Genomic DNA, 21,657 nt, shown 5'->3' on the forward strand with positions numbered 1-21,657 from the left:
ACGGTCACCGCACTGGTCTGCCTCTACTACCTGCTGCCGGTCGACCAGGCCCTGCGGCCGTGGACGGCGGTCGCGTTCACCGCCGGGCTCGCGCTCGTGGTGCTGCTCGTCGCCGGCGAGGTGCGGATGATCCTGCGCTCGCCGTTCCCGGCCTGGCAGGGCGTGCAGGCACTGGCCCTCATCGTCCCGCTGTTCCTCCTGCTGTTCTCCGACGGCTACTACGTGCTCGCCCACGACAGCGCGGGCTCGTTCGGCACCGCGCTGACGCGGACCGACGCGCTGTACTTCGCGGTCACCGTGTTCACCACCGTCGGCTTCGGGGACATCGCCCCGGTCGCCACCGGCGCCCGGGTGCTGGTGACCCTCCAGATGATCGGCGACCTGGTGGTGCTGGGCGTGGTGCTGCGGGTGATCGTCACCGCGGTCCGGCGCTCGGCCACCGGGGGCGGCTCACTCGGGCAGCAGCAGGGCGGCGGCCAGCCCGGCCACGGCGGCGACGGCCAGCGTCGCGAGAGCCAGCGCGAAGGAGCGCCCGCCGAGGTGGGGCGTGCCGGCCAGGACGGAGCCGGCCAGCGCCGTCCCCACCGACGAGCCGAGGTTCGACACACTGCGCGACACCCCCGAAATGTCGCCCTGCGCGGCGTCCGGGAAGCGGGACTGCACCAGGTTCACCGAGGCCGTCAGCATGATCCCGACGCCGGCGCCGAGCAGGAACAGGCCGGGCACCGCGCTCGCCACCCCGGAATCGGCGCGGACCAGCAGCAGCACCAGGAGAAGACCGGCGACGGTGACGACGAAGCCGGCGCGGACGAGGCCACGCTGCGGATGCCGGCGTGCCATCCGGCCGGCGGCCGCCGAGGCGATCAGGATGCCGATCGTCGCGGGGGTCAGCATCAGCCCGGTCTCGATGGCGTCGTATCCGCGGACCTCCTGCAGGAACACCGCCACCACGAAGAACGACCCCTGCAGCACCAGCCACTGCACGTGCTGGGTCAGCAGGCCGAGCCGGGTGCCGCGGTCGCGGAAGAGGCCCGACGGCACGAGCGGCTCGCGGCCCCGCCGCTCCCGCGCCCGGACGTGCGCGAAGAACGCGACCAGGAAGGCGGCGCCGATCCCGGCGAACAGCCACACCGGTGACGCCAGCCACCCGTGGGTGCCCGCCTGGAGCACACCGAAGACGACGAAGAACAGCCCGGCCGCCGAAAGCACCGCGCCGGTGACGTCGAACCGCCGCTCGCGTGGCGGCGACGGCGGTTCGACGATCCGCAGGGCCAGCACGACGATCAGGCCGACCAGCAGCACCTGCAGGAGGAAGGACGCGCGCCAGCCGAGCCACGTCGTCACCAGGCCGCCGAGGAGCGGCCCGGCCGCGGCACCCAGCGCGCCCGCGCCGCTGACCACGCCGAAGGCCCGCGCGCGGGCGGTGAGGTCGCGGCTGGTCACCGTGACCAGGATGTAGATCGGCGGGATCATCAGTGCCGACCCGATGCCTTCGAGCAGCGAGTAGCCGGCGATCAGCAGGCCCGGCCCGGTCGCGGCCGAGGCGAGCAGCGCGCCGGCGCCGTAGACACCCAGCCCGGCCAGGAAGCAGCGCTTGCGGCCGAGGAGGTCGCTCAGCTTGCTGCCCGGCACCATCAGCGACGCCATCGTCAGGGTGAACACCGTGATCGCCGTCTGCACCCCGATCACGGTGGTGCCGAGATCGGCGGCGATGGCGCTGACCGCCACGGTCATGGTGGTGGCCGCGTAGCTCGCGACGAACTGGGCGAGGGCCAGTGGCAGCACGATCATCGGCGGGCCTTCCTGTTCGGGTGGCGCCCACAGTGGCGTGCGCGGCGGCCGGGCCACCTCACCCCGCGGGGATGAGGCAGCACCGTCCCGCCCGGGCGACGGTGCACCGAGAGATCCCGGTGCCCCCTGGAGGAACGATGACCGAGACCACGATCGCCGAGCACGGGCTGATCGGTGACCTGCAGACCGCCGCGCTGGTGACGACCGACGGGTCGATCGACTGGTTCTGCGCCCCGCGCTTCGACTCGCCGTCGGTCTTCGGCGCCCTGCTCGACGACGAGCGCGGCGGCCGGTTCCGGATCCGACCGGCGGCCGCCACCGCGAGCTCCCAGATGTACCACCCGGACACCGCGGTGCTGATCACCCGGTTCGCCGGCCCGGACGGCCTCGGCGAGGTGGTCGACTTCATGCCGCCGTGCGAAGGCGGGGCCACCACCCGGCACCGGATCGCCCGGCTCGTGCGCTGCGTCCGCGGCCGGATGACGTTCGACGTCGTGGTCGCGCCCCGGTTCGACTACGGGCGGCGGCCGCACCAGGCGATGCTCGTGGCGAACGGGGCCGTGTTCATCGCCCGCGAGACTTCACTGGCGCTGCACGCGGTCCGCGAGCCCGGCGACGAGCACCTGGCCGAAGTGCGCGTCGAAGGCGCGGACGTGCACATGACGCTCACCCTGACGGCGGGCCAGGTCCGCGGGGTCGTGCTGGAGACCGATGCCGCCGAACCGCCGCGCGAGATCCGCGTCGCCGAGTTCGAGGCCCTGTTCCGGTCCACTGTGGAGTGGTGGCGCACCTGGCTGGCCCGGTCCACCTACCGCGGCCGCTGGCGGGAGATCGTGGCCCGCTCGGCGATCACCCTCAAGCTGCTGACCTACGCGCCCACCGGCGGCCTGGTCGCCGCGCCCACCCTCGGGCTGCCCGAGCAGCTCGGCGGCGAGCGCAACTGGGACTACCGCTACACGTGGGTGCGGGACGCGTCGTTCTCGGTTTCGGCGTTGCTGTCACTGGGGTTCCCCGAGGAGGCGGCCCGGTTCGGCAGCTGGCTCGGCGACCGCATCCGCGAAGGCGGCGACGGGAGCAGCGGGCCGCTCGCCGTGCTGTACCGCGTGGACGGCACGGCGGACCTGCGGGAGGAAAGCCTCGCGCACTGGTCGGGCTACCGCGGGTCGAGCCCGGTCCGGATCGGCAACGACGCGGCCGGGCAGCTGCAGCTGGACATCTACGGCGAGGCCCTCGACAGCGTCTTCGCCGCCGAACACGCCGGGTTCGAGCTCCCGCACCAGGGGTGGGAGGCCCTGCGCGCGGCGCTCGACTGGCTCGGCGAGCACTGGGACCAGCCCGAGGAAGGCATCTGGGAGACCCGCGGCGGCCGCAAACGCTTCACCTACGGCCGCCTGATGAGCTGGGTCGCCTTCGACCGCGGCATCCGGCTGGCCACCGCCCACGGCAGGCCCGCACCGGTCGAGGACTGGACGTGGCAGCGCGACAGCATCCACGGCCAGATCCTGGCCCGCGGCTGGCATCGGACGCGCAACGCCTTCGTCCAGCACGACACGGGCGAGGAGCTGGACGCGGCCCTGCTCCGCATGCCCCGCACCGGTTTCCTGCCGCCCCAGGACCCGCTGTGGCTCTCGACGCTCGACGCGATCAAGGCCGAGCTGGTGACCGACAGCCTGGTCTACCGCTACGACCCGGCCGCGTCCCCGGACGGCCTGGCCGGCTCCGAAGGCACGTTTTCGCTGTGCAGCTTCGCCTACGTCGACGCACTGGCCCGCGCCGGACGGCTCGAGGAGGCCCGCACGGCGTTCGAGAAGATGCTGACCTACGCCAACCACGTCGGGCTGTACGCCGAGGAGATCGCCCCGACCGGCGAGCAGCTGGGCAACTTCCCGCAGGCGTTCACGCACCTTTCGCTCATCGACGCGGCGGTCACGCTCGACACCGCCCTCGGCTGAGGAAGCCGGTCTCGCCCGCCGCGGGTGACCCGGCGGCGAGGCGCCCGGAACACGATGAGGCACCCGTCGAGGCGAGCCCTGGAGGCCGACTGCCATGACCACCACCAACAGACCGCGCCGGTCACCGGAACCCGCGGGGCCGCCGCCCGCCGAGGGGAGCAGGCCCGCCCGGCCACCCGCGGCCGCGTGGATCTCCTGGGTCGCGCTCGCGCTGATGACCACCGGGTCGGTCGCGAGCCTGCGTCCCGCGCCGACGATGGCCGGGTACGGCCTGGCGGCGGTGTTCCTCTACCTCGTCCCGGCGCTGGTGTTCCTGCTGCCGACTTCGCTGGTCTCGGCCGAGCTCGCGTCCGGCTGGCCGGGCGGGGTCTACAACTGGGTCTCGCTCGGGATCTCCAAGCCGGCCGGCTTCCTGGCCGTCTGGTGCCAGTTCGCGATGACGATCTTCTACTACCCCAGCCTGCTCGGGTACGTCGCCGGCACGCTGGCCTACGTGTTCGACCCGGACCTGGCGAGCAGCGGGTGGTGGACGGCCGCGGTGATCGTCGTCGCCTACTGGTCGGGCGTCTGGGTCTCCTCACGCGGCACGAAGGGCGTGGCCGGGCTCGCCGGCGGCGGCCTCGTGCTCGGCACGCTGCTGCCCGGCGCGCTGCTGGTGATCCTGGGCTTCGTGTTCCTCGGGCAGGGGCACCCGTCCGCGGCCCCGATGTCGGCGAGCCACCTGCTGCCGGCGTGGGCCGGCCTGGCCGGCCTCGTGCTGATCGTCAACAACTTCCTGTCCTACTCGGGGATGGAGATGAACGCGGTGCACGTGTCTTCCCTGCGCAAGCCGGGCAAGGAGTTCCCCCGCGCGATGTTCCTGGCGATGGCACTGGTGCTGGTGATCTTCATCCTGCCGGCGCTGGCGATCAGCTGGCTGGTCCCGGCCGACCGGCTCTCGCTGACGGCCGGGGTGATGCAGGCCTTCGACGCCGTCTTCGCCGGCTTCGGCATCCAGTGGCTGACCCCGGTGATCGGCGTCCTGCTCGTGCTGGCCTCCCTCGGCGGGATGCTCACCTGGCTGGCGGGCCCGTCGAAGGGGCTGCTGCTGATCGCCCGGCAGGAGGGCTACCTGCCGCCGTTCCTGCAGCGGCTCAACGGGCGGGGCGTGCAGCAGAACATCCTCGTCGCGCAGGGCGCGCTCACGACCCTGATCGCCCTGCTCTACGCGTTCATCCCGGACGTGTCGAGCGCGTACTGGATCTTTTCGGTGATCACCACCCAGGTGTACCTGATCATGTACCTGCTGATGTTCGTCGCGGCGGTCCGGCTGCGGCGCACGTTCCCCGGCCACGCCCGCGGGTTCCGCACGCCGCTGTTGCGCAGCCTCTGCGGCGTCGGGTTCTGCGCCTCGCTGGCCGCGTTGCTGGTCGGGTTCGTCCCGCCGTCGCAGTTCGGCTCGGGCAGCCCGTGGGTGTACCTGGCCATCGTCGCGGGCGGCGCGCTCGGGCTCGGGCTCGTGGTGCCGTTCCTGTTCCACCGCTTGCGCAAACCGTCGTGGCGGCAGCCGGAGGTGAAGCGATCGTGACCACTGTGGACGAACAGTCGACCCGGGCGCAGCGGGTGCTGGTCTACTTCGCCGCGGGGATCGCGGTGATCGGGCTGCTCGGCGCCGGGTACCTGCACTCGCGGGCCGCGCGGGCGGCCACCGAAACGGCGGAGGCGAAGGCCGACCACCTCGCCGTCCGGCTCGCCCAGGAGGGCGCGTGGTCGCCGTCGCGCGACCGGCTCGTCCAGTTGCTCGGCACCGACGGCGGGGCCATCTGCGCCGACCCGGAGGCGGCGCTCGCGCGGGCGAACAGCCCGGCGGCCCGGCCGGCGCTTCCCCCGGAGACGCTGGCCCGCGTGCAGCAGCTCGTCGTCGAGGTCTACTGCCCCGAGAAGGCCGGGTGAGCGCGGTGGAGCTCCGGAAGCGGATCGACGCGCTGATGCCGCGGGCGCGCGCCGAACTCGCGGACCTGGTGGCGATCCGGTCGGTCGCGGACCCGCGGCAGTTCCCGCCCGAGGAGTGCCACCGCGCCGCGGCCTGGGTGGCAGGCGCGTTCACCGAAGCCGGGTTCGACACCCACCTGGCCGACACCCCGGACGGCAGCCGGTCGGTCATCGGGACCCGGCGGTGCGGCCGGGAAGACGCCCCGACCGTGCTGCTGTACGCGCACTACGACGTCCAGCCGCCGCTGGCGGACGCCGAATGGCGGACACCGCCGTTCCGGCTGTCCGAAGTGGACGGCCGGTGGTACGGCCGCGGCGCGGCCGACTGCAAGGGCAACATCCTGATGCACCTCACCGCGCTGCGGGCGCTCGGCAACGACGTGCCGGTGCACCTCAAGCTGGTCGTCGAGGGGTCCGAGGAGCAGGGCACCGGCGGGCTGGAGGCGTACGTCCCCGAGCACGCCGACCTGCTGCGCGCCGACGCGATCGTGGTGGCCGACACCGGGAACGCGGCCGTCGGGCACCCCGCGGTGACGGTCAGCCTCCGCGGCCTGGCCGACGTCGTCGTCCACGTCGACGCGCTGCCGTCCGAGCTGCACTCCGGCATGTTCGGCGGCCCCGCCCCGGACGCGCTCGCCGCGCTGGTGACGGTGCTCGCCACGCTGCGCGACGAGGCGGGCGACACCACCGTCCACGGCCTGCCCACCGGCGGCCGCTGGCCCGGTGCCCCGTACCCGGCGGCGCGGTTCCGGGCCGACGCCGGCCTGTCCCCCGGCGCCGTCCTGCTCGGCAGCGGCGAGGTCGCGGACACGCTGTGGGCGCGCCCGGCGGTGACGGTGCTCGGCATCGACTGCCCGCCGGTCGTCGGCTCCACGGCGGCGCTCGCCCCGCGGGCGAGGGCCCGGCTGAACCTGCGTGTCCCGCCGGGCACCGACCCCTACCGGGCGGCGTCCGCGTTGAGCGAGCACCTGATGGCCGCCGCTCCCTGGGGCGTCGACGTCTCGGTGGAGGTCGAGGGGGTCGGCGAGCCGTTCCTCGCCGACACCGGCGGGCCGGCCCACCGGGCGATGGACGACGCCATGCAGGCCGCGTACGGCCGGCCGGTGAGCCTGCTCGGCCAGGGCGGCTCGATCCCGCTGTGCACGGTCTTCGCCGAGACCTACCCCGACGCCGAGATCCTGCTCATCGGCGTCGAGGAACCGCAGGCCCGCATCCACGCGCCCAACGAAAGCGTGGACCCGCGGGAGATCGCGGCCATGGCCCTCACCGAGGCGTTGTTCCTGCGGAACTACGGCGCTCCGGCCGGGTGAGGCTACGGCCGGGGCCGGCGCAGCAGCCGCAGGGCGACGACGGCCGCGGCCAGCACGACCACGACGGCGACGAGGATCCACACCCAGGCCGGGACGCCACCAGCGACGTCGCTCGCCGGAGCCGGCGTCCGGGTCTGGGTCTGCGTCATGGAAGGGGCGCCGGTCGGCACGGCCGCCGACGACGTCGCCGCCGCGCTGGAGGAGACCGGCGCGGTGAGCGTGAAGTGCACCGCGGCCGTCACCTTGTCGCCGTCGTCGGAGACGACCTTGTAGGTGAGCGTGTAGGCGCCGGCCGGGCCGGACGGGGTCACCGGGGCGGTGATCACCGCGTCGACGACCGTGGGCGTGCCGACGGACCACTTCGCCCCGTCCGGCCCGGTGACCGAGATCGGGTCCGGCTGCAGGGTGACCGGCTCTTCGAAGGTGAGCTCGACCTTGCGCGGCGGGGCGGCGAGGCTCGCGCCCTCGGCGGGCGAGCTCGACTTGAGCTCGGTGTGGGCCGACGCGGGCCCGGCCACCAGCAGGACGCCGGACAGCGCGAGCAGGAAGGCTCCGAACAACCGGGCGATCTTCATACGGGTTCCTCGATCCGGTGGTGGCCGTCGTACCGGAGCAGTCTGGCAGGACACCCGGCCGGCGAGCGTCACCGGATCGGCCGACCCGGGAACCGGCGGCGGTCCCCGGCCGACTACTCGGTGGACGGCAGCCACGCAGCCACCGGAAGAGGAGATCGGCCATGAGCGCACCCTGGCGGCACATCGCGACGTTCTGCGGGCAGTGCAACTGCGGCTGCCCGGAGCTCCACGTCGCCGACGACGCACCGGCCGAGCGCCGGATCGTCATCACCGACGACTTCGGCCAGAAGGTCGAGATGAGCGTCGAGCAGCTGGAAGTCCTGGTCGCCGACATCAAGGCCGGCGTGCTCGACCGGCTGCTGGCCCCGGCCTGAGCCTGAGGTCAGGGCGCCACCTCCAGCTCCATGCCCATGATCCGCGTGGTCCGGCGCCGCCGGAGCCAGCCGCGGGCCGGCGAGCCGTCCGGGACCTCGGAGAGGAACGCCTTGCGCTGCGCCGACGTCGCCGAGCGCCAGCGCATGGCCAGCACCGGGCGGACGGGCGCGATGTAGGCCCGCACGCGTTCGTGGGCGCCGGCCACGCGCATCTCGTACTCGCGGTCCGGCCGGTAGGCCAGTTCGAGGTCGATCAGCGGCGCGGCGCCGCCGGCGCGGTGGTGGCAGCGCGACAGCATCCGCGCGAGCTCGTCCATCGCGCCCCGCACGCGGCAGGGCATCTGGTCCTGCCACCGGCCGAGCCGCGGGACGGTCGCCGGGGCGGCGGTCACCTCGTCCGCGAGCACGACGAGGGCCCGGATCGCCGAGCCGGCCAGCTCGACGCGGATCCGCCGCCCGCCGGCGTCGACGAAGAACCGCGGCACCCGGCCGGCCATGACGCTGCCCGACCGCCGCCCGACCCAGTCCTCGACGGCGTCGGGCGACGGGCAGGATGACACGAACGTGAACGCCAGCTCGTCACCGGCGAGGTTCATCGTCACCGGGAACAGGGAACCGATGTCGTGCACGAACGCCGAGCCGATGACGAGTGCGGCGCGGGAGCCGCCTCCGGTCATCCCCGGCTATACCTGCAGGTCCGCTTCGATGCGCTTGAGGTAGTGCCGGGCGAGCGCCAGGTTCGCCCGGTCGCGGTCCAGCACGAGGTAGAGGAACAGCGAATTCCGCGAGCTCACCGTGTTCATCAGCCGGATCAGGTGGTACTGGCGGTGCAGCGTGATCAGGATGTCCTCGATGGAATCGTTGAGCGCGAGCGAGGACATCACCCGCAGTTTCGACCGGACGACCTCGGTGTTCCCGGCCGCGGCGACTTCCAGGTCGAGCCAGTCACCACCACCGCTGGTGCCGAGCGACATGCCGCTTTCGTAGTCGACCAGAGCGACGCCGACGGCGCCGCTGATGGACATGGCTTCCTTGAGCGCCGTATCGATGTTCATCATCGTGGGTGTTTTCCCTTTCGTGACGGTAGGTCGGCCGGCGTGCTACGCGGCCAGGATCGCGCCGATCCGCTCGATGACCGGCCGGGATTCGAACAACAGGCGCCCGACGTTCAGGCCCTTGTCCCCCAGCACGACCATCAGCGCCAGCCGCCCGATGGCGTAGACGGCCATGTAGCCTTCGCTGCCGAAAACGACGGTCTGGTTCAGCGTGCCTTTACCGGTGATTTCGGCGGCCTGCCGGGCGATCCCGAGATCAGCGGCGGCGAGCGCGGAGATCTTCGCCGGATCGATGTCGTCGGCGGCATCGGCGATGATCGGAATGCCGTCCACCGCGGCCAGCACCGTATCGGTCACCCCGGCAACGGTTTCCCGCAGGTGCCGCAGCTCGCCGGCCAGCGCTTCGAAATCCAAGACTTCTTTCTTTCTGCTCCGGAATCACAGAAGGCGAGTGGCGATAATCAACCATTCGGTTGCTACCCCCGGCCAGGAACCCTACCGCCACCATTACTTTTCGCCAACAAGCACGCGAGCCCGACTTTTAGCATCACACGATCGGGTGAACCAAATTTCCGCCCGTAACAAAATTGCGTTACCGATGTCCATTGATCACGAACAGCGGGTTTTCGATGTTCGACATTTCCGCGCACACCCCCGGAAAGGCGACGACGCACCAGCCGGCACGACAGCCCGCCCCGTGGGCCACCTCCCCCACGAGCCGGCGGCGGCCGACGTCCCCCGCCCACCCGCCACGCTGAGCCACGAGCCCGAGCACGAGCCGCGTCGCCTGTTCGGCGGCTTGCACGACGGGGCCCGGCCGGTGGGACCGCGAATTCTCCGAGGGTGCGGTCTTCACCGGCCGGCCCGGCCGTCGACCGTTCCCCCACCCTGCCCGGCAACCCCGGAGCCCCTCCTCCGCCACCACCCACCCGCCACTTTTTGTCGGTCCTGCCCGGTACCGTCCTCCCCGTGAACGCTCAGGAACGCATCCAGGAACTCGCCGACCGCATCACCGTGCTCCGTGACGCCTACTACCGCGGCTCCCCGCTGGTGGCGGACGCGGAGTACGACGCGGTGGAGGACGAGCTGCGCAGCCTGGTCGAGGAGCATCCGGAGCTCACCCCCGACCCGAATCCGCTCGACCAGGTGGGCGCCCCGGCGGTGCTGCACGCGCCGATCCGGCACTCCCGGCCGATGCTGTCGCTGGAGAAGGCGACCAAGCCCGAGCAGGTCGAGGCGTTCTTCGACCGCTTCCCGGGCCAGCCGGTGGTGGTCATGCCGAAGCTGGACGGCCTGTCGCTGGCGGTCGTCTACGAAAACGGGCGGCTGGCCAGGGCGGTCACCCGCGGGGACGGCACGACCGGCGACGACGTCACGGTGCTCGTGCGGGCCCTGACCGACGGGATCCCGGAGCAGGTCGAGGCGCCGGGCCGGGTCGAGGTCCGCGGCGAGGCCGTCATGCTGCGGTCCACCTTCGCCGCCTACAACGCCGCCCACCCGGACAAGCCGCTGATCAACCCGCGCAACGCCGCGGCCGGCACGCTGCGCGCGAAGGACCCGGCCACGGTGGCCGAGCGGCGGCTGCGGTTCTTCGCCTTCGACCTGTACACCGAGCCGGACAGCGCGGAGACCGACCTCGGCAGCGCGCTGCACACGCTCGGCTTCACCGCGGCCGACATGCGGCGCTGCGCCGACGCCGCCGAGGCGCAGGGCGTGATCGGCGAGATCGAGCGGCAGCGCAACGACCTGGACTACGACCTCGACGGCGCCGTGCTGCGGTTGGCGAGCCGGGACGCGTACGCCGCGGCCGGCACCCGGTCGAGCTCGCCGCGGGGCGCGCTGGCGTTCAAGTTCGCCGCCGAGGAGAAGACGACCGTGCTGTCCGATGTGGTCTGGGACGTCGGCAAGACGGGCAAGATCGCCCCGGTCGCCTGGCTGGAGCCGGTGTTCGTGGGCGGCACCACGGTCACCCGCGCGACACTGGCGAACCAGGAGGTGATCCGCGCCCGCGGCATCAAGATCGGCGACACGGTGCTGGTGCGCCGCGCGGGTGACGTGATCCCGTTCGTCGCCGGCGTGCTCGACGAGTCCAAGCGCACCGGTGCCGAGCGCGAAATCGTCCCGCCGGACGCGTGCCCGTCGTGCGGGCAGCCGCTGACCGAGCAGGGCAACAGCCGGGAACTGTTCTGCACCAACGTGTCCTGCCCGGCGCAGACCGTGCGCCGGCTGATCCACTGGGCGTCGCGGGCGGCGGCGGACATCGACGCGATCGGCGGGGTGTGGATCGAACGGCTGGCCGAGGCGGGGATCCTGGAGCACCCGTCGGACTTCTACGGGCTGACGAAGGAGAAGCTGCTCGAGTTCGACCGCATCGGCGAGGTCTCGGCCACCCGGATGATCGAGTCGATCGACGCGAGCCGGGCGGTCGGCCTGCGGCGGGCGCTGATCGGCCTGGCGATCCCGATGGCGTCGGAGGGCACGGCCGCCCGCCTGTGCCGCGCTGGGTTCGGCTCGCTGGAAGCGGTCGTGGAGGCGGGGGTCGACGGGCTCGTGGCCGTGGACGACATCGGGCCGAAGGTCGCCGCGTCGCTGATCGAGCACCTCACCCGGCTGCGTCCCGAGCTGGAGCGCCTGCGGGAGGCGGGGGTTTCGCTGGACGTGCGCGAAGAGGACCTGCCACCGGTGGTCGCGGCGGGCGCGCCGCTGGCGGGCAAGACGGTGGTGGTCACCGGGTCGATCAGCGACCCCCGATCGGGCGAGAAGGTCCCCCGCCCGACGTTCCAGCGGCTCTGCGAGAAGGCGGGCGCGACCACGGCGACGTCGGTCTCGGCGAACACGGACATGCTGATCACCGGCGCGGACGTCGGGGCGAGCAAGCTGACGAAGGCCGAGAAGCACGGCGTCGAGGTCGTCGACCAGGGCGAGATCTGGCAGCAGCTGATCGCGGCGGGCATCGTGTAGCCGGCCGGGCGTCCCGCTTCCCGGACGCGGGTCACCCGGTCGTGAAACCGGTCAGGCGCGACACTGAGCGTGAGTACCCGACTTCGTCCGAAGGGACCGCGATGACCACGTCCGACCTCATGGTCGCCCGCCAGCTCGGCGTGCACGAGTTCCTCACCGCGCGGGGCTGGCTCCTCGACGGCGACAGCGACCCCGCACGGGTGTGGTTCGCCGACGACGTCCACGCCGGCTGGCACTACCCCCAGACGTACGGCGGCCACCGCATCAACGAGGTGGCCGACACGACCCCGGTCCAGCTGCAGAGCTACTTCACGTTCGACAACGAGGGCGACGAGGTCTTCGCGGTCGTCCCGGCGGGCAACCTGCGCGGCAGCGGCTGCGCGGAGCACGACACCCAGGAGCGGTTCTTCCCGTTGACCACAGGCGGGGTGGTGGACCTGGACGAGATCGCCGCCCTGCTCGACACCCTGGAGCCGCGGGCGCGGGCGCTCGACCCCCGCGTGCTGATCGAATGCCGCTACTTCGGCCCCTGCCGGCGCTGAACGGGGGCGCGGAGACCGCTGCCTGAGGTGTCCGGGGAGCGACCGCCCCGAGGACCGCCGGGCCCGCTGCCGCGGCGGCCGCGGCCGCGTTGCGCCATGCGGCTGCGCTCGGCCGCCCGAAGAGGTGCCTACTCTGCGTGCGTCGAATCGGTTGCATGTCGGTTACGCATCTCACCTCGACGCACCCGACTCACTCCTTCGACGTCCTTCCTGTGACGGTACGTAGCAGGGGGAGGCGTCCACAGATGAGCTCGGCACGACTGGCAACGCGGCCAGGCACGTGGTTCACCATCACGCTGGCCCTCGTCCTGGCCGTCGTCCTCATCCTCGCCCTCGACCACGGCCACGCCGGGTCCGAGCCGAGCGCCGGCAACACTCCCCCGGCCACCACGAGCTCGCCCGCCGCCCAGGCTCCGGACTGGATGCGGCCGCTGCGGCCCGGCGAGAAGCCGCCGCAGTTCGTGCTCTTCTCCTTCGACGGCGCCGGGTCGCACGAGCACTGGACCCGCTACCTCGCCCTGGCCGACTCCGTCCACGCCCACTTCAGCGGCTTCCTCTCCGGCATCTACCTGCTGACCGACGAGCAGCGCTCGCGCTACGCCGGTCCCGGCCACCGGCCCGGCTCGGCCTCGATCGGCTTCGGCGGCAGCGCCGCGGAGGTGGCCACGCGCGTCCAGGACCTCAACACCGCCGTCGCCGCGGGGCACCAGATCGGCACGCACTACAACGGGCACTTCTGCGCCGGTGCCGAACCGAGCGTCGGGCGGTGGACCACGCAGGGCTGGACCGACGAAATCGGGCAGTTCAGCCGCTTCGTCGACGACGCCCGCGAGCGCCTGGGGCTGCACCTGTCCGCCACGGACGTCACCGGCGGCCGGACGCCGTGCCTCGAAGGCAACTGGGCCGCCGCCTTTCCCGCCATGCGCGCGGCCGGCTACACCTTCGACTCCAGCCAGCCCTCCGACGGCGTCAAGTGGCCGACCCGGCTGGACGGGATCTGGGAGTTCTGGATGCCCTACGTGCAGGTGCCCGCCCTGCACAAGAAGGTCATCATGATGGACTACAACCTCTGGTACCAGCTCGGCCACGCCAAGAGCGACACCGGCAAGTACACCCAGGCCACGCTCGAGACCTACCGCGGCGCCTACCGCGCCGCCTTCGAGGGCAACCGGGCGCCGCTCGTGATCGGGAACCACTTCAACGACTGGGCCGGCGGTGCCTTCTCGCGGGCCGCGGAAGGCTTCATGGGCGAGGTGTGCGCCAAACCCGAGACCGTCTGCGCCACCTACGCCGAAGTCACGAAGTGGATGTCGCTGCAGGACCCCGCCGTCCTCGACAAGTACCGGTCGATGCCGCTCGCCCAGGCCCGCTGAGCGAGCGCGACACCGCTGTGACGTTGGCCACCGGCGTCCCCCGACGGCGGCGGCTTCCTCGGCAAACCGCGCCGGACCGGGCGCGGCCCCGGGAATCTGCGTACGTTGGCATCGCAACACGGGCCGCTGCCCGTATCGTCTGTGACCAACCGCTTAGTAGGCTCGCGGGCACGAGCCCGCTTTCTCAACGACGAGGAGGTCCCCCGTGACCGATTCCCCTTCCCGTGTCGCCGTGGTCACCGGTGCCGGCCGCGGCATCGGGGCCGCCGTGGCGGCCCGGCTGGCCGATGACGGCTTCGCCGTCGGGCTGCTCGACCTGGACGAGGCCGGTGTCAAGCAGGGCGCCGAGGCCATCGTCGCCAAGGGCGGCAAGGCCGTCGGGGTCGCCCTCGACGTCACCGACGCCGAGCAGGTCGAAGCCGCCGTCACGCGCGTCGCCGACGAGCTCGGCCCGCCCGTCGTGCTGATCAACAACGCCGGCATCACCCGGGACAACCTCATCTTCAAGATGACCGAGCAGGACTGGGACTCCGTCCTCGGCGTGCACCTCAAGGGCTCGTTCCTGATGACCCGCGCGGTGCAGAAGTACATGACGCAGGAGAAGTACGGCCGGATCGTCAACCTCTCCAGCACCTCGGCGCTCGGCAACCGCGGCCAGGTCAACTACTCCGCCGCCAAGGCAGGCATGCAGGGCTTCACCAAGACCCTCGCCATCGAGCTGGGCAAGTTCAACGTCACCGCGAACGCCATCGCGCCGGGCTTCATCGCCACCGACATGACCGCCGCGACGGCCGAGCGGATCGGCATGGGCTTCGAGGAGTTCAAGGCCGCCGCCGCGTCGCAGATCCCGGTGCAGCGCGTCGGCACGCCCGACGACATCGCGCACCTGGCCTCCTTCCTGGTCAGCGAGGGCGCGGGGTTCGTCTCCGGCCAGGTCATCTACGCCGCCGGCGGACCGAAGGACTGAGGCCGATGCGCGAGTTCGAGAACCTGGACGCCTTCGCCGCCGCGGTCGGCGAGCACCTCGGGTACAGCGAGTGGCTGAAGGTCACCCAGGACCGGGTGAACCTGTTCGCCGACGCCACCGACGACCACCAGTGGATCCACGTCGACGAGCCGATGGCCACCGCGGGCCCGTTCGGCGGCACCATCGCCCACGGCTTCCTGACGCTGTCGCTGCTCTCGGCGTTCGGCCCGAAGATCTACAAGGTCAACGGCATCAAGATGGGCATCAACTACGGCCTCAACAAGGTCCGCTTCCCGCAGCCGGTGAAGGTCGGCTCGAAGGTGCGTGCCGGCGCCGAACTGGTGGAGGTCACCGACATCCCGGGCGGCAAGCAGGCGGTGTCGAAGTGGACGGTCGAGATCGACGGCGAAGCGAAGCCCGCGTGCGTCGCCGAATGGGTGACGCGGTTCCTCGCGTGACGTCGCGTGGCGAGCGGCGCTTTCCCGGGAAGGTGCCGCTCGCCACGCGCTCTATCCGTCATACCGACTAGTCGGTATGCTCCCCTCGACGAAGAGGAGGCTGCATGAATCCCCCCGGACTCGACCTGGACCGCCTGCGCGCGCACCTGGACGCGCACCGGCCCGGCCTGGTCGCCGGACAGCTGTCCGCGGACGTCGTGGAGGGCGGCCGGTCGAACCTCACCTACGTGGTCGGCGACGGCCGCTCCCGCTGGGTGGTGCGCCGTCCGCCGCTCGGGCACGTGCTGCCGACCGCGCACGACATGACCCGCGAGTTCCGGGTGATCTCCGGCCTGCGCGACACCGCCGTGCCGGTGCCCGAGGCGATCCTGCTCTGCGAGGACGCCGACGTGATCGGCGCGCAGTTCTACGTCATGAGCTTCGTCGAGGGCACGCCGTACCGGACCGCGGGCGAACTCGCGGAGCTGGGCGAGACGCGCACCCGGGCCATCGCCGACGCGCTGGTCGACACGCTCGTCGACCTGCACGCCGTCGACCCGGCGGCGGTCGGGCTGGGCGGCTTCGGGCGGCCGGAAGGGTTCCTCGAGCGGCAGCTGCGGCGGTGGAAGAAGCAGCTCGACGCCTCGCGCAGCCGCGACCTCGACGGCATCGAAGAACTGCACGACCGGCTCGCCGCCGCGGTGCCGGTGTCCGGCGAGCCGTCGATCATCCACGGCGACTACCGCCTCGACAACGTCCTCGTCGACTCCGGCGACCGGATCTCCGCGGTGCTCGACTGGGAGATGTCGACGCTCGGCGACCCGCTCACCGACCTCGCGCTGCTGGTGGCCTACGCCGAGCGCGACAAGGTGTCCCTGCAGTTCGTCTCCAACGCCAGCTCCGCGCCCGGCTACCCGACGACCGACGAGGTCGTGCGGCGGTACGCCGAGCGCTCGGGACGGGACGTCTCGCAGCTGAACTGGTACGTCAGCTTCGCGTTCTTCAAGCTCGCCGTGATCCTGGAGGGCATCCACTACCGCTACACGCAGGGCAAGACGGTCGGCGCGGGCTTCGAGGGCGTCGGGGCCGGTGTCCCGCTGCTCGTCTCGCACGGCAACGAGATTCTCAAAGAGGAGAAGTAATGGACTTCGCGTTCGACGAGAAGACCGAGGAGCTGCGCGGGAAGCTCCTCGAGTTCATGGATTCCCACGTCTACCCCGCTGAGCCGGTGTTCGAGCAGCAGCTCGCCGAACGCGACGACCCGTGGGCCATCCCGCCGGTCGTCGAGGAGCTCAAGGCCGAGGCGCGCCGGCGCGGGCTGTGGAACTTCTTCCTCCCCGGCGACCACGGCGCGGGCCTGACGAACCTGCAGTACGCGCCGCTGGCGGAGATCACCGGCCGCAGCATCCGGCTCGCGCCGACCGCGCTGAACTGCGCCGCGCCGGACACCGGGAACATGGAAGTGCTGGCCATGTTCGGCACCGACGAGCAGCAGAAGCAGTGGCTGGAACCGTTGCTGAACGGCGAAATCCGCTCGGCGTTCGCGATGACCGAGCCGGACGTCGCCTCCTCCGACGCCCGCAACATCGAGACCGCCATCCGGCGTGACGGCGACGAGTACGTCGTCAACGGCCGCAAGTGGTACATCTCCGGCGCGATGAACCCCGCGTGCAAGATCTTCATCGTCATGGGCAAGACCGACCCGGACGCCGCGCCGCACAAGCAGCAGAGCATGATCCTGGTCCCCCGCGACACCCCGGGTGTCACGGTCAAGCGCGGCATGCACGTCTTCGGCTACGACGACAGCGACCACGGCGGCCACGCCGAGGTGCTCTTCGAGGACGTCCGCGTGCCGGCCGAGAACCTCATCGCCGGCGAAGGCGACGGCTTCGCGATCGCCCAGGCCCGGCTCGGCCCCGGCCGGATCCACCACTGCATGCGCGCGATCGGCATGGCCGAGCGGGCGCTGGAGCTCATGTGCCGCCGCGCGATCTCGCGCGAGGCGTTCGGCAAGCCGATCGCCCAGCAGGGCGTGGTGCAGGACTGGATCGCCGAGTCCCGCGTCCGGATCGAGCAGCAGCGCCTGCTGGTGCTCAAGACCGCGTGGCTGATGGACACCGTCGGCAACCAGGGCGCGCACACCGAGATCCAGGCCATCAAGATCTCCACGCCGGCCGCGGTCGAGTGGATCCTCGACAAGGCCGTGCAGGTGCACGGCGCGGGCGGGGTCAGCCAGGACTTCCCGCTGGCCGCGATGTGGGCCGGGAACCGCACGCTGCGGCTGGCCGACGGACCGGACGAGGTCCACAAGCGCTCGCTGGCCCGGCGCGAACTGAAGAAGTACCTCTCGGAGGGCGCGAAGTGACTGTCACCGCCGAAGACCTGACCCGCCAGGCGACCGAATTCCTGGCGAACCACGACCCGAAGACGACCGACCGGCTGGAGTTCCTCCGGGCCCGGTTCGACGCCGGGCTCGCCTGGATCCACTTCCCCGCCGGGCTCGGCGGGCAGAACGCCCCGCGCGCCCTGCAGTCCGTTGTGGACACGGTGTTCACCGAGGCGGGCGCGCCGGACAACAACCCGCGCCGGATCGGCATCGGCCTCGGCATGGCCGCGCCGACGATCCTCGCCTTCGGCACGCCGGAGCAGCGCGAGCGCTTCCTGCGTCCACTGTGGACCGGCGAGGAGGTGTGGTGCCAGCTGTTCTCCGAGCCCGGCGCCGGCTCCGACCTCGCCGCGCTCGGCACCCGCGCGGTCCGTGACGGCGACGACTGGGTCGTCACCGGCCAGAAGGTGTGGACGTCCGGCGCGCACGAGTCGCAGTGGGCGATCCTCGTCACGCGCACCGACCCGGACGTGCCCAAGCACCAGGGCATGACGTACTTCCTGTGCGACATGACCGCCCCCGGCGTCGAGGTCCGGCCGCTGCGCCAGATCACCGGCGAGGCCGAGTTCAACGAGGTGTTCCTGACCGACGTCCGCATCCCGGACACCCAGCGCCTCGGCGCGGTCGGCGAGGGTTGGAAGGTCGCGCAGACGACGCTGATGAACGAGCGTGTCGCGATCGGCGGCCACGTCCAGCCGCGCGAAGGCGGGCTGATCGGGATCGTCGCGAAGACGTGGCGCGAGCGACCCGAGCTGCGCACGCCGGAGCTGCGTGACCGGCTGGTGAAGCACTGGGTCGAGGCCGAGACGCTGCGGCTGGCCGGCACCCGGCTGCGCCAGCAGCTCGCCGTCGGCGCGCCCGGGCCGGAGGGCTCGGCCATGAAGGTCGCCTTCTCCGAGCTCAACCAGGCGCTGACCGGCCTGGAGATCGAGCTGCTCGGCGAAGAAGGCCTCGCCTACGACGACTGGACGTTCCGGCGGCCGGCGATCGTCGACTTCAACGGCCGCGAAGCCGGCTACCGCTACCTGCGCGCGAAGGGCAACTCCATCGAGGGCGGCACCTCGGAGGTCCTGCGCAACATCATCGCCGAGCGCGTGGTGGGGCTGCCCTCGGAGCCGCGCGTCGACAAGGACGTCGCCTGGAAGGACCTCCCCCGATGAGTGACCTGCTGTATTCCGACGTCGAAGAGGACCTGCGGGCCTCGGTCCGGGACCTGCTCAAGGCCAAGGCCGGCGCGGAAGCGCTGCTGGCGCGGGTGGAGACGGCCGAGCCGTACGACCTGAAGCTGTGGCACACGCTGGCCGACGAGGTGGGCGTGGCCGGGCTGGCCGTGCCGGAGGAACTGGGCGGCCACGGCGCATCCGCGCGCGAGGTCGCGGTCGTCGCCGAGGAGTTGGGCCGCAGCGTCGCGCCGGTGCCGTTCCTCGGCAGTGTGGTGCTGGCGACGACGGCGCTGGTGCACGTCGGCGCGCGGGACTTCGTCGAGAAGCTGGCGGCGGGGCAGGCGATCGGCGCGCTGGCCGTGCCGCTGTCGACCGCGCCGGGCGCGGGTTTCCCGTCGTCGGTGACGGCGTCCGCGGACGGCACGCTCTCCGGCCGGGTGGGCACGGTCGCCGACGCGTCGGTGGCGGACCTGCTGGTCGTCCCGGCCGCCGGCCCGGACGGTCCCGCGCTGTACGTCGTCTCGGCCGCCGACGCGACGGTGTCGGAGCTGGTGTCGTTCGACCTGACCCGGCGGGTGGCCGACGTGTCGCTCGAGAACGCCCCGGCCACGCTGGTCGCTTCGGGCCCCGAGGCGGCCGCGGCGCTGGAGCAGGCGCTGCTGTTCGGCGCGGGCATCCTCGCGTCCGAGCAGACGGGGGTCGCCGAGTGGGCGCTCACCGAGACGGTGACCTACCTCAAGGGCCGGTACCAGTTCGGCCGCCCGGTCGGCGGGTTCCAGTCGCTCAAGCACCGGCTGGCGAACCTGTACACGGACCTGGTCCTGGCCCGCGCGGCGGCCCGCAACGCGGCGGACGCGCTCGCCACGGGCACCGACGTGCCGATCTCGGTGGCGGTGGCCCAGGCCCGCAACGCGCCGATCGCCGTCCGCGCGACGGAGGAGGCGATCCAGCTGCACGGCGGCATCGGGATGACGTGGGAGCACCCCGCGCACCTGTACCTCAAGCGCGCCAAGGCCGACGAGCTCGCCCTCGGCACCCCGGGACGGCACCGGGCGCGGCTGGCGGAACTGATCGACCTGCCCGCCTGAGTTCCCGCCCGAACTCTGCGGAAACGGCCCGTTCCGGAGAACGGGCCGTTTCCGCGTTCCGCAACACATTCGGCCGTGCCGCCGGGGGTGGCGGCTGCCGTACGCTGGCGCTTGCGGTGACGCGGACAGCCGGGAGGTCGGCATGGCGCAGGCCATCCAGATGCACCTCAACCAGGCACTGATGCGCATTCCCCGGCGGGCCGAAAGCGCCGACCGTTCGACACTGGCCGCCACCTACGTCGCCGCCGGCTCGCTTTCCGCGATGATCAATTCCGCCGACCACCAGATCCTGTTCGGGCGCCGCGGCACCGGCAAGACGCACGCCCTGCTGCACCTGCACGAACTCGTCGAGCGCACCGGCGACATCCCGATCTACCTCGACCTGCGGACGATCGGGTCCACGGGCGGCCTGTACGCCAACACCGCGTTGAGCCCCGCCCAGCGCGGCACGCAATTGCTGGTGGACACCCTCGAAGCCGTGCACGACCGGCTTTTCGCTTTCGCCGCCGAAAGCAGTTCCACGGACCAGAACGCTTTGCTGCGCGGTCTCGACGCCCTGGTTTCGGCCGCCACCGAAGTGGAGGTCGTCGGCGAAACCGAACAGGAGCAGACATTCGGCGGCAGCGTGGAACGGGAATACTCGGCGGAACTGTCGGTGGCGCCGAAGGGCGGAGCCAGAGCCGGCGCGCGGCACCGGAGCACGGCGGCGGCGTCGAACCGCCGGAAACGCACCGGCGTCGAGCAGCACCGGGTGCTCTTCGGCCCGCTGAGCCGGGCCGTGCAGGCCGTGGCCGACGGCATCCGGCCCGCTCGCCTGTGGCTGCTGCTCGACGAGTGGAGCAGTGTGCCCGCCGACCTGCAGCCGTTCCTGGCGGACCTGCTGCGCCGCAGCGTGCTGCCCGTCCACGGGATCACGGTCAAGATCGCCGCGATCGAGCACCGGGCCCGCTTCTCCGCCACCCTCGACGACGACTACCTCGGCATCGAGGTCGGCTCGGACGCGGCGTCCGCGGTCAGCCTCGACGACGCCCTCGTCTTCGACCAGTCGCCGGAGGAGGCCCAGGCGTTCTTCCGGCAGCTGTTCGGCAACCACGTCCGGCCGGTCCTCGGTGCGATGCTGCGGACGGAGGAGCCCGCCGACTTCGTCGACGCCACCTTCCACGGCGCGGCGTTCCCCGAGCTCGTCCGGGCCGCCGAGGGCGTCCCGCGCGACGCGATCAACATCGCGGCGCTGGCCGCCCAGCACGCCCACGGCGAGAAGATCACCCAGGCGCACGTGCGCCGGGCGGCCCGGGACTGGTACCTGCGGGACAAGCAGTCCGTGCTGAGCCGGGACGAGGACGCCGACCGCGTGCTCGGCCTGCTGGTCGACGAGGTGGTCGGGCGGCGCCGGAGCCGGACGTTCCTGCTGCCCACCCGCGACCGCACGGCGGCGATCGGCACCCTCTGCGACGCGCGGCTGCTCCACATCCTCCGGCGCGGCGTGGTCGACCCGCGCCGCCCGGGACGGCTGTACGACGGGTACGCGATCGACTACGGCTGTTACGTCTCGCTGCTGACCGGCGGCGCGGCCGCGAAGAACCTCCCGGCCGACGTCTTCACGTTCGACAAGGCCGTGGTGGACCTCCAGCGCCTGAGCCAGAATTCATGAAGATCCTTCAGTTTTCTTCCGAATTTTCGCTCATCTGAGCGAGAACTTTGTGAGCCAGGCC

The 21,657-nt window shown here is 72.1% G+C and carries 21 protein-coding genes and 1 pseudogene; 16 read left to right on the top strand and 6 right to left on the bottom strand.

The window, feature by feature from the left end:
• Positions 1-26 precede the first annotated feature (26 nt).
• Entirely contained in the window at positions 27-182 is a 156-nt protein-coding gene (locus ABZX11_RS34245; RefSeq protein WP_354920963.1) for a hypothetical protein, read from the bottom strand.
• Between ABZX11_RS34245 and ABZX11_RS34250 the strand changes: the two are divergent.
• Positions 127-369 (top strand): annotated as a pseudogene (locus tag ABZX11_RS34250) (ion channel); the annotation flags it as partial. The gene ABZX11_RS34245 and the pseudogene ABZX11_RS34250 sit on opposite strands and share 56 nt — an antisense overlap.
• 81 nt (positions 370-450) lie before the next feature.
• Here ABZX11_RS34250 and ABZX11_RS34255 read toward each other — a convergent pair.
• Positions 451-1,791 (bottom strand): MFS transporter, encoded by a 1,341-nt coding sequence (locus ABZX11_RS34255; protein WP_354920966.1) that lies wholly within the window; start codon positions 1,789-1,791, stop codon positions 451-453.
• 137 nt (positions 1,792-1,928) lie between these two features.
• On the opposite strand from ABZX11_RS34255, the gene ABZX11_RS34260 reads away from it, so the two are divergent.
• The 4 genes from ABZX11_RS34260 (at position 1,929) to ABZX11_RS34275 (ending at position 7,024) form a co-directional block, all read left to right on the top strand.
• Positions 1,929-3,743, top strand: coding sequence for a glycoside hydrolase family 15 protein (locus ABZX11_RS34260; RefSeq protein ID WP_354920969.1), 1,815 nt, complete (start codon positions 1,929-1,931; stop codon positions 3,741-3,743).
• 94 nt (positions 3,744-3,837) lie between these two features.
• Complete coding sequence (locus tag ABZX11_RS34265; protein ID WP_354920972.1) at positions 3,838-5,310, top strand: APC family permease; 1,473 nt, start codon at positions 3,838-3,840, stop codon at positions 5,308-5,310.
• A complete protein-coding gene (locus ABZX11_RS34270) occupies positions 5,307-5,675 on the top strand; it encodes a hypothetical protein (protein WP_354920975.1) in 369 nt (122 codons plus the stop codon). Before ABZX11_RS34265 ends, ABZX11_RS34270 begins: the two co-directional genes overlap by 4 nt.
• Positions 5,672-7,024: a dipeptidase gene (locus ABZX11_RS34275; RefSeq protein WP_354920978.1), complete on the top strand. Its 1,353-nt coding sequence runs from the start codon at positions 5,672-5,674 to the stop codon at positions 7,022-7,024. The genes ABZX11_RS34270 and ABZX11_RS34275 overlap by 4 nt, the downstream gene beginning before the upstream one ends.
• A gap of 2 nt (positions 7,025-7,026) precedes the next feature.
• Here the strand turns inward: ABZX11_RS34275 and ABZX11_RS34280 are convergent, their stop codons facing one another.
• Entirely contained in the window at positions 7,027-7,599 is a 573-nt protein-coding gene (locus ABZX11_RS34280) for a copper resistance CopC family protein (RefSeq protein ID WP_354920981.1), read from the bottom strand.
• Positions 7,600-7,760: 161 nt separating this feature from the next.
• Between ABZX11_RS34280 and ABZX11_RS34285 the strand changes: the two genes are divergently transcribed.
• Entirely contained in the window at positions 7,761-7,973 is a 213-nt protein-coding gene (locus ABZX11_RS34285) for a hypothetical protein (RefSeq protein WP_176170306.1), read from the top strand.
• A gap of 8 nt (positions 7,974-7,981) precedes the next feature.
• On the opposite strand, the gene ABZX11_RS34290 is transcribed toward ABZX11_RS34285, so the two are convergent.
• The 3 genes from ABZX11_RS34290 to ABZX11_RS34300 are packed head-to-tail and all read right to left on the bottom strand — an operon-like array spanning position 7,982 to position 9,442.
• Positions 7,982-8,650 carry a hypothetical protein gene (locus tag ABZX11_RS34290; protein ID WP_354920984.1) on the bottom strand — a complete coding sequence of 223 codons (669 nt, stop codon included), beginning with the start codon at positions 8,648-8,650 and terminating at the stop codon, positions 7,982-7,984.
• Between the two features lie 6 nt (positions 8,651-8,656).
• On the bottom strand, positions 8,657-9,028 hold the full coding sequence (locus ABZX11_RS34295) for a hypothetical protein (RefSeq protein ID WP_176177699.1): 372 nt from the start codon (positions 9,026-9,028) through the stop codon (positions 8,657-8,659).
• A 45-nt stretch (positions 9,029-9,073) separates the two neighbouring features.
• A complete protein-coding gene (locus ABZX11_RS34300; protein WP_176170308.1) occupies positions 9,074-9,442 on the bottom strand; it encodes a roadblock/LC7 domain-containing protein in 369 nt (122 codons plus the stop codon).
• 555 nt (positions 9,443-9,997) lie between these two features.
• Between ABZX11_RS34300 and ligA the strand changes: the two genes are divergently transcribed.
• The 10 genes from ligA to ABZX11_RS34350 all read left to right on the top strand — a co-directional run bounded on the left by ligA (position 9,998) and on the right by ABZX11_RS34350 (position 21,596).
• Positions 9,998-11,989: an NAD-dependent DNA ligase LigA gene (gene ligA, locus ABZX11_RS34305; protein ID WP_354920989.1), complete on the top strand. Its 1,992-nt coding sequence runs from the start codon at positions 9,998-10,000 to the stop codon at positions 11,987-11,989.
• A gap of 101 nt (positions 11,990-12,090) precedes the next feature.
• Positions 12,091-12,531, top strand: a complete 441-nt coding sequence (locus tag ABZX11_RS34310) for a hypothetical protein (RefSeq protein ID WP_354920992.1) — start codon at positions 12,091-12,093, stop codon at positions 12,529-12,531.
• Between the two features lie 245 nt (positions 12,532-12,776).
• On the top strand, positions 12,777-13,904 hold the full coding sequence (locus tag ABZX11_RS34315) for a polysaccharide deacetylase (RefSeq protein WP_354920995.1): 1,128 nt from the start codon (positions 12,777-12,779) through the stop codon (positions 13,902-13,904).
• Positions 13,905-14,109: 205 nt separating this feature from the next.
• Positions 14,110-14,871 (top strand): 3-oxoacyl-ACP reductase FabG, encoded by a 762-nt coding sequence (fabG, locus tag ABZX11_RS34320; protein ID WP_176170310.1) that lies wholly within the window; start codon positions 14,110-14,112, stop codon positions 14,869-14,871.
• 5 nt (positions 14,872-14,876) lie between these two features.
• Complete coding sequence (locus ABZX11_RS34325) at positions 14,877-15,329, top strand: MaoC family dehydratase (protein ID WP_155542941.1); 453 nt, start codon at positions 14,877-14,879, stop codon at positions 15,327-15,329.
• Between the two features lie 104 nt (positions 15,330-15,433).
• Entirely contained in the window at positions 15,434-16,450 is a 1,017-nt protein-coding gene (locus ABZX11_RS34330; protein ID WP_354920999.1) for a phosphotransferase family protein, read from the top strand.
• Positions 16,450-17,673 (top strand): acyl-CoA dehydrogenase family protein, encoded by a 1,224-nt coding sequence (locus ABZX11_RS34335; RefSeq protein ID WP_354921002.1) that lies wholly within the window; start codon positions 16,450-16,452, stop codon positions 17,671-17,673. The genes ABZX11_RS34330 and ABZX11_RS34335 overlap by 1 nt, the downstream gene beginning before the upstream one ends.
• Positions 17,670-18,854, top strand: coding sequence for an acyl-CoA dehydrogenase family protein (locus ABZX11_RS34340; protein WP_354921005.1), 1,185 nt, complete (start codon positions 17,670-17,672; stop codon positions 18,852-18,854). Before ABZX11_RS34335 ends, ABZX11_RS34340 begins: the two co-directional genes overlap by 4 nt.
• Positions 18,851-19,945: an acyl-CoA dehydrogenase family protein gene (locus tag ABZX11_RS34345; RefSeq protein WP_354921008.1), complete on the top strand. Its 1,095-nt coding sequence runs from the start codon at positions 18,851-18,853 to the stop codon at positions 19,943-19,945. Before ABZX11_RS34340 ends, ABZX11_RS34345 begins: the two co-directional genes overlap by 4 nt.
• A gap of 142 nt (positions 19,946-20,087) precedes the next feature.
• On the top strand, positions 20,088-21,596 hold the full coding sequence (locus ABZX11_RS34350) for a hypothetical protein (protein WP_354921011.1): 1,509 nt from the start codon (positions 20,088-20,090) through the stop codon (positions 21,594-21,596).
• Positions 21,597-21,657 lie beyond the last annotated feature (61 nt).

The organism is Amycolatopsis sp. NPDC004169 (genome assembly GCF_040610315.1).
Classification (GTDB): domain Bacteria; phylum Actinomycetota; class Actinomycetes; order Mycobacteriales; family Pseudonocardiaceae; genus Amycolatopsis.